General features: G+C 38.2%; 13 protein-coding genes. 1 reads left to right on the top strand and 12 read right to left on the bottom strand.

Translation table 11 applies throughout. From position 1 onward, the window contains the following. The 5 genes from VL121_RS02135 to VL121_RS02115 all read right to left on the bottom strand — a co-directional run. Positions 1-342 (bottom strand): P-loop nucleotide/nucleoside kinase family protein (locus tag VL121_RS02135; RefSeq protein ID WP_325401670.1); only part of this gene is annotated, 342 nt, incomplete at its 3' end. A 44-nt stretch (positions 343-386) separates the two neighbouring features. Then, entirely contained in the window at positions 387-1,424 is a 1,038-nt protein-coding gene (locus VL121_RS02130) for a zinc-dependent alcohol dehydrogenase family protein (RefSeq protein WP_325401668.1), read from the bottom strand. 107 nt (positions 1,425-1,531) lie between these two features. After that, positions 1,532-2,206 (bottom strand): BON domain-containing protein, encoded by a 675-nt coding sequence (locus VL121_RS02125; protein WP_325401666.1) that lies wholly within the window; start codon positions 2,204-2,206, stop codon positions 1,532-1,534. A gap of 737 nt (positions 2,207-2,943) precedes the next feature. After that, positions 2,944-4,005, bottom strand: a complete 1,062-nt coding sequence (locus tag VL121_RS02120) for a response regulator (RefSeq protein WP_325401664.1) — start codon at positions 4,003-4,005, stop codon at positions 2,944-2,946. Then, complete coding sequence (locus tag VL121_RS02115; RefSeq protein WP_325401662.1) at positions 4,002-6,023, bottom strand: sensor histidine kinase; 2,022 nt, start codon at positions 6,021-6,023, stop codon at positions 4,002-4,004. The genes VL121_RS02120 and VL121_RS02115 overlap by 4 nt, the downstream gene beginning before the upstream one ends. Positions 6,024-6,550: 527 nt before the next feature. On the opposite strand from VL121_RS02115, the gene VL121_RS02110 reads away from it, so the two are divergent. Then, the gene (locus VL121_RS02110) at positions 6,551-7,201 is read left to right on the top strand and encodes a hypothetical protein (RefSeq protein ID WP_325401660.1); all 651 of its coding nucleotides are present in this window, start codon (positions 6,551-6,553) and stop codon (positions 7,199-7,201) included. 388 nt (positions 7,202-7,589) lie between these two features. On the opposite strand, the gene VL121_RS02105 is transcribed toward VL121_RS02110, so the two are convergent. The 7 genes from VL121_RS02105 to VL121_RS02075 form a co-directional block, all read right to left on the bottom strand. After that, positions 7,590-8,105, bottom strand: a complete 516-nt coding sequence (locus VL121_RS02105) for an acetate--CoA ligase family protein (protein WP_325401658.1) — start codon at positions 8,103-8,105, stop codon at positions 7,590-7,592. A 184-nt stretch (positions 8,106-8,289) separates the two neighbouring features. Beyond that, the gene (locus VL121_RS02100) at positions 8,290-8,970 is read right to left on the bottom strand and encodes an ABC transporter ATP-binding protein (protein ID WP_325401656.1); all 681 of its coding nucleotides are present in this window, start codon (positions 8,968-8,970) and stop codon (positions 8,290-8,292) included. Positions 8,971-8,973: 3 nt separating this feature from the next. After that, complete coding sequence (locus tag VL121_RS02095; RefSeq protein ID WP_325401654.1) at positions 8,974-10,233, bottom strand: ABC transporter permease; 1,260 nt, start codon at positions 10,231-10,233, stop codon at positions 8,974-8,976. Beyond that, complete coding sequence (locus tag VL121_RS02090) at positions 10,230-11,309, bottom strand: efflux RND transporter periplasmic adaptor subunit (protein ID WP_325401652.1); 1,080 nt, start codon at positions 11,307-11,309, stop codon at positions 10,230-10,232. Before VL121_RS02090 ends, VL121_RS02095 begins: the two co-directional genes overlap by 4 nt. Before the next feature lie 82 nt (positions 11,310-11,391). Next, complete coding sequence (locus VL121_RS02085) at positions 11,392-12,321, bottom strand: 1-phosphofructokinase family hexose kinase (protein WP_325401650.1); 930 nt, start codon at positions 12,319-12,321, stop codon at positions 11,392-11,394. Between the two features lie 37 nt (positions 12,322-12,358). Beyond that, complete coding sequence (locus VL121_RS02080) at positions 12,359-13,207, bottom strand: hypothetical protein (protein ID WP_325401648.1); 849 nt, start codon at positions 13,205-13,207, stop codon at positions 12,359-12,361. Positions 13,208-13,254: 47 nt separating this feature from the next. Continuing rightward, complete coding sequence (locus VL121_RS02075; RefSeq protein WP_325401646.1) at positions 13,255-13,407, bottom strand: hypothetical protein; 153 nt, start codon at positions 13,405-13,407, stop codon at positions 13,255-13,257. Positions 13,408-13,635: the final 228 nt, after the last annotated feature.

Genomic DNA, 13,635 nt, shown 5'->3' with positions numbered 1-13,635 from the left:
GGGCCTTTTTAATCGTTCCCTGATTGTATTTTCATCAGCCTGTATTTCAATAAAGGAAATCCCGCCCTTATCTTTCATTTCTTCAACAAAGGTTTTCCTTGTATTCTCTTTATGAAAAGTGGCATCCAGTACTACATTTTTATTTTGCTTTACAGACAGCTTCATCTGTTCCAACATTTTATCATATACTGCTTTTTTTTGCAGGTCAGAATATACGCTTTTCTCAAAGGTTTCTTTTCTCACCTTGTCGCTATTGACATATGCGGCATTGATCACTTTAGCAAACCTGGAAGCAAAGTAACTTTTACCTGAACCGGGTAAACCAAAAACAATTACTATCATTTTGAATCAATATTATTTAATCTTATTATTTTTTCCGGTATCTTTCAATCATTACTATCCATTATCAATACCGCTGCCCCATGAACCCTTCCGCATCTAAGGTCATTTAAAGTATCGTTTGCCTGATGCAAAGAATATGTTTTTATTTGTGTATGAATAGGAACCTGCGAAGCCTGTTTTAAAAAATCTTCGCCATCTTTCCGGGTAAGATTAGCTACCGAACGAAGTACTCTTTCTTCCCACAACAGCCTGTAAGGAAAAGATGGAATATCACTCATGTGTATGCCTCCACATACTACAATGCCACCTTTATTGGTATCACTTAATGCCTTTGGCACGAGGTTGCCCACAGGCGCGAAGATAATAGCGGCATCCATTTTTTCCGCAGGCGATTGCGAAGCATTACCCGCCCATACAGCGCCCAGTTCCATTGCAAATTTCTGCGCTTCAATATCCCCATCCTTTGTAAAAGCAAATATTTTTTTACCCTGGTGAATTGCCAGTTGAGCGAGGATATGCGCGGCGGCACCAAACCCGTAAATACCAATATTTTTCACCCGTTCACCGGTCATGGTATAAGAGCGGTAACCAATAAGCCCGGCACATAAAAGCGGCGCCCCGGATGCATTTGCATATTGCGCCGGAAGCGGAAAGCAATAGCGTTCATCAGCTACCGCATATTCGGCATAGCCGCCATCAATAGTATAACCGGTGAATAAGGCTTTTTTACATAAATTTTCCTGGTCCCTCCGGCAATATCTACATTCGCCGCAGGTGTACCCAAGCCAGGGAATACCAATTATTTGCCCCGCTTTTACAGGCGATGTTTCCTTGCCTGTTTTTATTACCCTTGCCACTATCTCATGCCCCGGAACAAGGGGCAATTTTGGCGCAGTAAGTTCACCGTCAATAATATGCAAATCGGTGCGGCATACTCCACAGGCAATTATTTTCACCAATACCTGGCCCTCAGCAGGCACCGGAACAGGAAGTATTTTCATAACCAATGGCCGGCCAATTGCCTCTAATACCATAGCCTGCATGGTTTTGGGTATGGTTGTGCTGTTGCCGGTTGATTGCATGAAAAATATTTTCTAATTATTAATTACAAAATACCTGTCCAATCAATGAATGATTGGGCAGGTATTTTAAGATTGAAGAAGGCGCTACTTTATGAAAAAATTCATTTTTACTCTTCAAATTCATATTCAGGCACTTCAATTTCAATTTTATTTACCACAGTGGTAACACCGGGCGCAAACCAGGCGGCATTTTCCGCATCTTCTTTTTCGGCTATGGATCGTACTGTGCCACTAAGAGTAACCCTGCTTCCATCTACGTTTACTTCAATTTTACCTGAATCAACGGCGGCACTTCTGTGAAAGGCAGCATTGATTTTTTTCTGAATGTCGGAAGATGAAATTTCGGGCTTTACCTTAATTAAATTGGTAACAAAGCGTACACCTGACAGGTTTTCAATAGCCCTTTTTGCCATAGTACGCTGGTAATCCCACTCTACTTCACCTTCCAGTTTTACATAGCCATCTTCTACTTTGATCTTAATCTTTTCTTCCTGAACGGCATTATGCCATTTCAGGGCATTGAGTACGGCTTCTGCTATTTCAGCATCTGTTTTACGATAGCCTGGGGAAATGCCTACTTCTATCTCTTCGGCAACAATTTTTACCCCTGCTACTTTTTTAGCTGCGTTTTCTGCTGCTAATTTTTTTGAATAGGAATCTACATGGCCGGAAAGTGTTACAATACCATTTTTAACTGCCACACCAATTTCTGATGCTTTTAAAAAAGGCTGCCATTTGAGTTCTTCCATAACGTCTTCCTGAATTTGATAATCGCTTTTCATAATTAAAAGTTTTATAATGATCAGTTTATTTTATAATACAAATGAACGATGAACTATTCCGGTAATCAATGAGCGCCGTCACTGGCTCCGGTGACAGTAATTTGCATCTAATAGTGGGTTGTACAAATCTGCATCACCCGAGATTTATCTGCCCCTAACAATGCAATTTTAGCGTTCAGCATATATTACCTTTGTAACATGGAAAACAGTCCTGAATTAAAGGCGCTTATACGGAAATCAGCAAATAATTACAACCCGCTCTCACGGAAGGGTGCACTCCAAATTGTCGCATTACATTGCTTCATGTGGGTGGTGAAGACACCCCCCACGGCGGGCCGCCCGGCCGGCGACAATTTGGAATGCATCCCTCGCGGAATTATTTCAGCCTTTGTTTTTTAAAATATGCATCCAGAAATATTAAGTCCTGAATAAGCGGCAATACTACCATTTATAAAGAAATATGTAAAGCAATATTGCCTTGTTGGGGAACGGCTATTGCCCTGCACATCAGCCATCGTAAATGAGTAGATTCTGATTTATTTACTGAAAGAAAGGTCAATGTAATTTTATTAAAAACAACTATTGACTTCCCGTTTCCTATCAAATGTAATCCCCCGGGATGCTGACCAGATTCATTTTACTACCTGTTACTAAAAAAAACATAACGAAAACGAAAAGAAAAAATCGTTCGGGATTTCCTAAAAAAGATACAAAAGAAATTTCATTGCTCATGTCCCCTAATTCAGCAAGAACTCCAGTTTCTTCAGGTTAAGAATAAGAATGCTTCCGTCATTTTTTATATCAATAAGTTTTTCATTCCTAAAATCACTGAGGGTTCGTATAAGTGATTCTTTGGCTGTGCCGGCGATCGTAGCGAGACTTCCGCGGCTTATCATCATGGCATCAGTACCTTCTGTAGTTTGGTGGTATTTTTTATACAGCATTAAGAGCGCATCAGCCACTTTTTTGCGTAATGAATTGTAAGCGATATTTAACAACTGATTTTCTTTTTCAGAAATATTTTTTGCCAGCAGCCGGATAAATTTCTGAGCTACTTCTTTATTGTTATTGATTAGTTTGTCAAAGTCTTCCCGTGGAATTATAGCCAGTTCAGTTTCTTCCAATGCTGCCGCAGAATCTTTATAAACAGTGCCTTCCAGCATAGCAACGTAACCCAGAAAGTCGCCTGTGGAATAAAGTTCTGTAACCAGTTCTTTGCCATTATCATTACTTTTATAAGTTTTTGCTTTTCCCTTTAATACATAATAAAGCCGGTTAGGATGATTTCCTTCCGAATAAATGATGTCTTTTTTCTTATACTTATTGTTATTCCGGTCTTCGGTAAGCAGTTTCAAATGGTCTTTACCAATAGAGGTTTGCATTAAATATTGCAGCCCTTCTATATCGGGTGATAATTCCTGTTTTAATAATTCCACTTTTTTTAACCTGCTGTCCACTGCATTTAATAATTCTGTACCACTGAAAGGTTTCGTGATATAATCATCGGCGCCCAGTTCCATTCCCTTACGAAAATCATCGCGTTCGGTTTTGGCAGTGAGGAAGATGAAAGGTGTATTTTTTATCGTATCGTTTTTATGAACGGCATGAAGCACCCCGTAGCCATCCAGTACCGGCATCATAATATCGCAAATAATCAAATCCGGCGAGTATTCAAGGGCTTTTTCAACACCGGCTTTCCCATTTTCCGCTACTATCACTTCATAGTTCGACAATTCGAGTATTTCCGCGGTATTGTTGCGCACATCGCTATTGTCTTCTATCAAAAGTATTTTTTTCATGATGATTGTTTTTTAGCGTTAAATGTTACTACAAACTCAGTCCCTTTTTCAAGTTGGCTTTTGCATTCAATATTTCCATGCATCATTTCGGCGTATTTGGAAACAATATGCAGTCCAAGCCCGGTACCCTGTATGTTTCCCGCATTGCTTCCGCGAAAAAAACGTTCCGTCAAATGTTGCTGGTCTTCTTGTGAAATGCCTATTCCATCGTCTTTTACGGATAAAACAATATGTTCATCCTGATTGCTGGTTTTTATGTCTATTGCGGATGTATCGGAAGAGAATTTGCTCGCATTGGAAACCAAATTCATAACGATGTGTTTCAGCAATGAATTATCTAAAAAAACATTGGGGTTTCCTTCATGCTGATAATGGATATGTTGTTCCTTTTTCAAATTGTTTTTTATTTCATCGATTGTAGCAAAAATCATTTCCCCGATGTTGAATGCCGAAAATTTCGCCTGTAATTTCCCTTCTTCCATCTTGCCCAGGCTAAGGAAATCATTTAAAATATCGGTAAGCATATTTACCGATGAAACAATACGCTGCAGGTGCTTTTCGCGTTTTGGCTGGTCCTCGCCAGAGACATATTTTTCTATCAAATAGGCTGAAGAAAGTACTGTGCTAAGCGGCGTGCGGAATTCATGCGAAGCCATAGACACGAACCGGGATTTTAATTCACCTAAATTTCTTTCTATTTTAAGCGCTTCGCGTAAACCTTCTTCCGCCTTTTTTAATTTGGAAATATTTTTGATAATAACACCAATATTATTTACCGAACCATCTTCTTCCATCAAGGGGAAGGCATCCATTACATAAGTACGGTCCACAATAGGATAAGGAAGCTCGAAATCGGAAATAAACGCCTTATCCCGGAATACACTTTCCAGCATTACAAAAATAATCCGGCGCAAAGCTTCCGGAAACCGCGGATACATTTCCTTGCCTATCAATTGCCCGATATCGGAATGAAGCCGTTTATGCAGCTCGCCACCTGTATAAACGAAATGGTAGTTTTTGTCAATAATACTGATTGTTCCATCGGGATAGTTATGCAATAGTTGAAGAAATAACTGTTTTACATTTTTCAATTCTTTTTCAACCTTTAATCTTTCAGATATATCAATGGCAATGCCTATATACCCGGTGATATTTCCTTTGGCATCCCTTAATGCCGTTATGGTTAATGACACGGGAAATGAATTGCCATTTTTTCCAACATAAATGTATTCTTCTTCTTCATGGATATTTTGCCTGGCTTTTTCTACCAATACATCAAAGTTGTTTTTTAGGTTGATGCCAAACTCTTTCATCAATTCCTTTCGTCTCCTTTCTACATCTTTTTTACTATGAAATAATAGCGGTGTTTCTTTATTAATAACTTCCGGTTCGCTATACCCCAGCTTGCAGGCCGCTTCCGGATTAAACAGTTTGATTATCCCATTTCCATCAGTGGCGATAATCATGGCGCCCGCAGTATCCAGTAATGTTTTTTGAAATGACAACACATTTTCAAGCCTTTCATTTGTTTTTTCCAATTGCTGCATGGCTTCCTGCAAGTCCCTGGTGCGGTGCGTTACTGTATTTTCCAGCTCAATATTTAATTTTTCAATTTCAGCTTCAGCGGATTTGCGAACAGAAATATTGGTAATAAAAGCTACAATACATTTACCTCCATTGCTTGTATAATGGCCGAGGCTTACCTCTACGGGAAATTCGGTGCCATCCTTCCTTAGTCCAAATAAATCCATTCCCAGGCCCATTGGCCGGGTTTGAGGATTTTCAGTATATTCTTCCCGGTGATGAATATGATTGTCATGAAATCTTTGAGGAATTAATATTTCAATCTTTTTTCCAACCAGCTCTTCTTCTGCATACCCAAATTCTTTTAAGGCAAAAGGGTTGATAGCGATGATTTGGCCATTGCCATCAGCAACCAGAATGCCCATTGTAGCATACTCAAAAAAAGCTTCAAAATGGTTAAAATTTTCAGTATTATTGGAGAGGTTGTACGACATTTTTTAAGGTTCTGCGTTTACCTATTGAGGATTTTTGAAGATGCGATACCGAATTTACAAAATTGTAGTCACCTGGAAATTAATTTAGTTTATTACAAACAAATAGTAAAAACACATTAAAACAAGATAACATGCAGGTTTTACGGGCAGTATGACTTTAGTCATAGCGTCTGCTTATTTACATCATGGTTTTTGGAGTTATTAATGCTGATTTCAATCAGTGAAAGCGGAAACGAAGAGCATTCTTTATCAACAAATCAGCAATTACTTTTACACCGGTTTTTCATAGGATATTGGATTTAAAAAAAGGGTGGATTTTTATCCGGCCCTTTTTTTGCAACCATTCTTAGTGGATGTATGCTTTCTTAATTTGGCTTACGTTAAAATCAATCTGGTTCCATAAGGTTCTTCGGATGATATACCTGCGTCTTTTGCAAACGAAACACTGATTACAACTCTCTTTTCCATTAATCACCATCATTGATCATCCAAAGTGTCATCAATAATTTGCACGTAAATTTAAAAATATGAAAAAGATAACCTGGATTGGGTTTGTCATGTTAATCATGGCTACCGGTTGCACTTCAAGTTCAAAAATCACCTCATCCTGGAAGGCGGAAAACATTCAGTCCAGAAATTACAATAAAATCCTGGTCTTAGGACTTATGAATGTACCTGACCGTACTATCCGTGAAAAAATGGAAGAACACCTGGTAGGGGATTTAAAAATACTGGGATATAATGCCGTTTGCGCATGCGAAGAATTTAATCCAAAGACCTTCGATAATATGACAGAGGAAGCTGCTATCCATGAATTAAAGAACAGTGGCGTTGATGCCGTACTTACTATTGTTCTATTAGATAAACAAAAAGAAAGAAAATATGTAGCAGGCAGCATATTTTATTCGCCTTACGGATATTACTACAACCGTTTTTGGGGATACGGGAGTACATTGTACCGCCGGATATACACTCCGGGATATTATGTTTCCGATACCAAATATTTCTGGGAAAGTAATTTATATGACATGGCCACCCAACAATTAGTCTATTCTGCACAAACCCAATCTTTTAATCCGGACAATGCAGATGTACTGGGGCATGAATACAGTAAGCTAATCATAAAAAACATGACGAAACAAAATGTATTGCAGCAGCAGAGTACCAAGGCGAATTAAACAGTTTGAAACGCTGCTCCACAAACAGCTTACAAACAGCTTCGGAACTGGTCATGCATTGCGGCGTGATGATCACATATGTCGCATCTGCATTAAAATCATCTGCAACTTTTATTGTTTTAAAATATCTCCCGTCCGATGTATCGGCAATAATATCAACAGGATTATTTTTTGACCAGTGTGGTGGCAATATTTCACTCAGCTAATCTATTTCATTTTCGGTTAATGCATACAGCCTATTACTGATTAAATCGCCCATAACGGTTCCCGCGCCGCCTGCATTGGTAATAATCAATATTTTTTAAAATCGTAAGGATATAAAAACCCGTTCACATCATTCAGCATTTCAACGCCCGCTGCTTTCAGTAAACCAAAAAACATTTCATAATTACCCGCTATAAGGAAGTTCGTCAATTGTATTGTAAACTCTTTTATTAAACCACTTCTTTAAATGCGGGTTTACATAATAAACACTTTCATTATCAGCAGTATTTTTTGCAAGCGCGTAACCAATTTTTTCTTCATGTTCACTAACACCAATAACGGCAACCTGTTCAGAAAAAAATAATTCGGGCAGGTATTGTATTTGTTTTGAACTGACTGGCATTCTGGTTTGCACAATGGCATTTTTAATCTCATCATCACCGGCTTCGCTGCCAATAAAACAGCTGTCTCTGGAAATTTCAGTAAAAATTCCGCCTGCACCAAACACAATCACTTTTCCGAAAACAGCATCATTTACTATTCCAGAAAACAACTCAATGCCCGCATACCTTTTACTCACTATAAATTTATTCTGTTCATCAATATTACTATGGTGATAAGGTTTTAAAAGAACCTTCAGTTTTTTAAAAAGAAAAAAAATCATGATTTGTTCGTTTGCCGAGGCAGATTTTTTCTTCACCGGTTTATGAATTGCCGCGCCAAAAAAATCAAAAAACCACAAAACGGCTTTTCTCCCAAACCAAAAAGAGTGAAAAATTTGCAGGAATCCTCTTTTGTGCAATTGAAATACGCGAACACAATTTCACGGTATGTACATAATAATGATTGATGTGAATAGCGTTCTTTTAAATTCTCTGCTTTGTTTACTGGCGTATAACCCTGCCATCTTCCATCTCAATAATTCTTTGAGTTTTCCCGGCAAAGCCTGTATCGTGAGTTACTACCAGGAAAGTTTGATTTAATTCTTTTGTTAACCGGTCAAAAATAGCGAATACAATTTCAGAATTTTTTTTATCGAGGTTGCCTGTTGGTTCATCGCACATAATAATTTGCGGGTTATTGATCAATGCCCTTGCAATGGCTACTCTTTGCTTTTCGCCGCCAGAGAGTTGATTGGGCTTTTTATTGGCCAGGTTAGCCATACCAAGAGTTTCCAGTTTTTCCAAAGCCATTTGCTCTATTTCCTGCTCTGCGTATTTATTTAGCTTTAAAGCCGGCAGCATCACATTACGCAGCACACTAAATTCATTGAGCAAATAATGGAACTGAAATACGAAACCAATTTTTTCGTTCCTGATTTTAGCCAGTTGTTTTTCTTTTTTGCCGCGCATATTTTCATTCTCTATCAGCAAATCGCCTTCATAATCGGTATCCAGGGTAGAAAGCACATACAAAAGTGTTGATTTTCCGCATCCCGATTTTCCAATTACTGAAACAAATTCGCCTTTGTTGATTGAAAAAGTAATATCGTTCAAAACCTTTACGGTTACCGGATCGTGAAAATTTTTTGAAATATGCCTAGCTTCTAAAATGGTTGTATTCATAGCTTATTTTCCACGAATGATGATGACAGGATCTACCTTGCTCGCTTTGCGCGCCGGAAACAACCCTGCAAGATAGGTAGTGATCAATGAAAATAAAATTCCGATCACATAAAACAAGGGATTGTAATTAATAGGATACGTTTTTACGGTGGGCAATGCGCTTGTGTTGAACGGGATTTGGTTAATGCCTTTTGACAATAAATAACCCAAAAGCAATCCAAGTAACCCGCCAAACAAACCAATGCCCACAGAGATAACCAGGAATATTTTTTTTACATCGCTTCCTGAAAAGCCGGTTGCTTTTAATATGGCAATGGAATCCATTTTTTCATAAATCATCATGTTGAGAATATTATAAATGCCAAACCCCGCCACAATTAACAGCGTAATGCCTACAGAATAGGAAATGATGCTGCGTACCCTGCTTCCTGTTTCAAATTGTGCATTAGCGGTTTGAATATCTTCGGCATCTGTGCCATAGAGTTGCGCATATTCTTTAGCCACGGCTGGTGCAATAGTCAGGTCCTTTAATTTGACATTAATGTCGGTAATGTAATTGCCGGGCCTGCCCAATATTTTCTGAGTGGTGGACAGGGATGCATAGCTTTGCACATTGTCAATTTCATTGATTCCTGACTGGAAGAAACCTACGGTTTTTAAAGAATACTGATCGCCTTTTGCTGTAGTTACTGAAACCACATCACCAATATTTACCTGCAATCTTCCGGCAAGCCCTTTACCCAATATAATACTGTTTGAAACGTTTTTCAAGTCGGATGCTTTACCATTCACCACATAATCTGTGAACGAATAAAGTAAGCTTTCTTTTTGTACATCTATGCCATTAATGACCCCATTTATATCGTTATTTCCATTGTTAAAAAATACCTGTGTGGAAATTCTTGGCGCAAATCCACGCACCCGTTCATCCTTAGAAAGCGATTGCATAACAGAGCCGCTGTTGTAAATTTCCAGGCGTGCGTTTGCCGATTTCGGGGAACTGATAAAATTGTAATTGTTTTTATAGAGCGGCGATTCATTAACAGGCTGCCGATTTCGGGGTTTTATTTCATGATAAAGGCGTACATCCGGTGTCCGGTTTAGAATAAGCCCATCGAGCAATTTGTTCAAACCTGTCATAAAACTTTGCATGGTTACAAACATGGCAATACCAAACGTAACCCCGATGGCTGCTACCAATGTTTGCCGCCACCGGGCCAGCAATAAGGCTTTCGCAATATTCAATAAAAGTGTAAAGTTCATTGCCGAGGTTTGGAAATGATGTCATTGGCCGTAATGCCTTTTATAATTTCCACTTTCTGGTAATCTTTCAGTCCGGTGACTACCGCCTTCATTTTATCTTTTGCAATCAAAACCAAAGAGTCATTTACCAGGTAATTACGCGGTATGGTAAGCGCATTTTCTTTAGTGGCTATAATAATATTGGCTTCTGCAGTAAGATTGGGATACAAAACCGGCGGCTGAGTTACAAATTCAGCTTCTACTAAAAAAGATTTACTGCGTGCATCCATCAGCGGGTTGATTTTTGAAATGGCGGCTTCAAAAATCCGGCCTTTATAACTATCCATTGCTACCAGTATTTTTTGTCCCGGTTTTATTTTTACAATATCGTATTCATCTATTTGAAGTTCCAGCAAAAAATGAGTGGCATCGCCTATTGTGGCCAATGCAGTTTGCGGGTTTACCATTTCCCCGCGTTTCTTATTGAGCGAATATACTTTGCCATCCATTTCACTTTTAATGGTTAAATCATTTTCTTTATACCTGCTGATAGCAAGATTGTTTTTTGATTGCGCATCATTTAGTTCCAACTGCTTCAAAAGATCATTGTATTTTATTTTGGCCGACTGTAACGCCGTTTTTGAATTTTGATACGCCAGCTCTTTCTGTTCCAGTTCAAACCGGGCGCCTATATTTTGGTTCCACAAATTTTGCTGCCTTATATAAAGTAAAGAATCATTGCTGCATTTACTTTGCGCAAGGGCAATGTTGTTTTTTAAATCCAGCAGTTTTTCCCAGTTTGCATTAATATCCGCATAACCGGATGCCAGGGACGCATTCCTGAGATTGAGTTTTGAGGTTTCATCAGCAATAGTCATCAACGGCGAGCCGGCTTTTACCAAATCGTTTTCGGTGACGAATATTTTACTGATGTTGCCGCTAACCGTTGAGAAAACCTGGTATTGATTTTTTGTTTTGATAACCCCTGAAGCATAAACGGATTCGGTTATATTTTCAGCGGCAGGCTTTGTTGTTTCCCAGCTTTTATTGCAGGAAAAAAAGAGGGCTGCAAAAATGAGATAATTTAATCTATTCATTACAAGTCATTGGTTTCACAATATCCACTTTTTTTGCCAGAGCAAAATTATTCCTGGTTCTCCTTTCTTTAACTTCCAATCATTATTTCTCATTTCTGATTTGCTCAAACAGCCTTTCTACATCCTCTTTTCTGCACAATCCGGTACCATTATTTAAAGTGGCTGCGGTGCCACAGGCTACACCATATTGAATGGCCTCATACAAATCTCTTTGCTTCGAAATAGAAAAAACAATTCCTGCTACCATACTGTCGCCCGCACCAACAGTACTCTTTATTTTTACTGCAGGCGCAGGAATTTTAAATACCTGCTTCCTTGAAACCAGCATGGCGCCCAAAGCGCCCAGCGATACTACAACTATTTCACATCTCCCTCTATTGATTAAATCCCTTGCTGCCGGTTCAATTTCATCAGATTGCAGTTCCTCTTTTCCAGCCAGGGTGGTTAATTCGCCTATGTTTGGCTTTATCATGTAAACGCCTTCTTCCAGGGCGGGTTTCAGCGCTTCTTCTGTGCTGTCAACAACCAGTTTTCTGTTTCTTTTTTTAGCTATTCTTGAGATTCTTGCAAAAATGTCTGCAGGAACACCGGGCGGCAAACTTCCGCTGGCAATTATAAATTTAGAGTCATTCTTTTCTGCCATCTGCAAACATTCCTGCCATTCCTTTTCAACTAATTTCGGGCCGGGCATATCAAACCGGTATTGTTGATTTGTAGCCTTATCCAATACAATCATATTTTCCCTGGTTTGCTGATTTGTTTCCACAGTAAGTAACGAAAGACCCTCTTGTTCTAAAAGAAGGTTTAAGAATTTACCTGAATAGCCACCGGATGGATAAATAGCGATAGCTTCACCCCCTATTTTTTTAATGGCCCTTGCCACATTAATTCCACGGCCGCCGGGTTCAAAGACCGGCGCCGAACACCTGAGTTTTTTTTCAGGCTTAAGCGCAATCACCGATGTGCTTTTGTCAATACACGGATTAAACGTAATGGTGATAATGTCTGGCATAGCATTCATTTTTTTGTGAAATTTTTTAGAAGAAAAACTATTCACTTAACGCATCTTCAAAAGCAAATTCATTTATATTATTAGCTGTAATGTGCAAAGAATCCAGTTTAGCAAACAACTGATCCTTCAGTTCTTTTTTTTCATGCATCCAGTCATTTTCCATTTCCTTTAATAATTTCTTTTCAGACTCATTGAATTCATTTGCGCCATAGGTTTGCAAAAGAACAATAACCATACATGTATCCCGGAAATTATTGAATAATTCCAGGCATGCACCTACTTTTTCTTCATCAAACAAGTTGGTTTGGCGCTCAGTAACAAAAGGCTTAATGAACGCGTAATTATAATAAATGTCTTCTATGAATTTTCGCGTATTATCCAAACTATAATCGTCCGGATGACCGGATATGGTCTGCAGTTCGTAAAGCGTATAATGAATAAATTTCCGGATAGATCTTTTGGTCAGTTTATCCGGAAGTGTGTTAATTATCTCTTTTTTATCATTAAAAAAATCATAGTCTGCAACTATAAAGTCTTTACTGATTTTTTTCCAGAATTCTAATTCCTTTTCTAACATATGCACATAACGAACAGGTATATTACCGGAAGTTTTTTTTACATATTCATTCATCTTTTTCAATTGTAGTTGCAGATTGCGGATGACGCCGAGATACCCATATATCGTTTTCATCCGTTTGGTTATCCGGTACAACAGTTCATCGCCTGATTCCATATTAATTAAATGAAGAAAAACTTTTAGTTTTTTGATTTCAATTCTAAAGTCATTGATATCTTCCGTTTCAAAATTGTCAACGGCTTTATGGAAATACCTGGCAATTTTTTTAAACTTATCTTCAATACATCCATCTATTTCTTCTTTTTTCATAAAATGATTTTAAACGTGGATAAATGGCTGTTGTATGTTCCAATGGTTTACTGAATGAATATCTCATACAGTTTTACAAGAATAAAAACAATGATATTTTTAAGTAAAGGCAAACCGGCTATCAATAATAATACAGTTATCAGCCAAACTAATTGCTCCCCAATATTGAACGAATTACCATCATAATTAAATATTTTCATATCATTCAAATTTACCCGGCCCAAATTAGCAATACCATATAATGGCCGCAATGATTATGGTCATTGAAAAGGGTGATACGTATTTTTTTAAATAAAAAGAGTAGGTATAAAATAGCCTTGCGCTGTATAATCAAATTAGCAAAAAATATTTTAAGGTATTGCAGAATGGAGGCATTCCCCTGTTGCTCCATAAGAACAGGATTGCATGTATGATAACTATCAAATACA

The organism is Agriterribacter sp. (assembly GCF_035497235.1).
Lineage (GTDB): Bacteria > Bacteroidota > Bacteroidia > Chitinophagales > Chitinophagaceae > Agriterribacter.
This window is presented reverse-complemented; position numbering and strand designations above follow the sequence as displayed.

Coding starts and splice junctions, on each gene's coding strand:
- VL121_RS02095 (WP_325401654.1), bottom strand. CDS start 10,233: ATGAACTTTACACTTTTATTGAATATTGCGAAAGCCTTATTGCTGGCC.
- VL121_RS02120 (WP_325401664.1), bottom strand. CDS start 4,005: ATGAAAAAAATACTTTTGATAGAAGACAATAGCGATGTGCGCAACAAT.
- VL121_RS02075 (WP_325401646.1), bottom strand. CDS start 13,407: ATGAAAATATTTAATTATGATGGTAATTCGTTCAATATTGGGGAGCAA.
- VL121_RS02100 (WP_325401656.1), bottom strand. CDS start 8,970: ATGAATACAACCATTTTAGAAGCTAGGCATATTTCAAAAAATTTTCAC.
- VL121_RS02125 (WP_325401666.1), bottom strand. CDS start 2,206: ATGAAAAGCGATTATCAAATTCAGGAAGACGTTATGGAAGAACTCAAA.
- VL121_RS02130 (WP_325401668.1), bottom strand. CDS start 1,424: ATGCAATCAACCGGCAACAGCACAACCATACCCAAAACCATGCAGGCT.
- VL121_RS02090 (WP_325401652.1), bottom strand. CDS start 11,309: ATGAATAGATTAAATTATCTCATTTTTGCAGCCCTCTTTTTTTCCTGC.
- VL121_RS02080 (WP_325401648.1), bottom strand. CDS start 13,207: ATGAAAAAAGAAGAAATAGATGGATGTATTGAAGATAAGTTTAAAAAA.
- VL121_RS02110 (WP_325401660.1), top strand. CDS start 6,551: ATGAAAAAGATAACCTGGATTGGGTTTGTCATGTTAATCATGGCTACC.
- VL121_RS02085 (WP_325401650.1), bottom strand. CDS start 12,321: ATGCCAGACATTATCACCATTACGTTTAATCCGTGTATTGACAAAAGC.
- VL121_RS02115 (WP_325401662.1), bottom strand. CDS start 6,023: ATGTCGTACAACCTCTCCAATAATACTGAAAATTTTAACCATTTTGAA.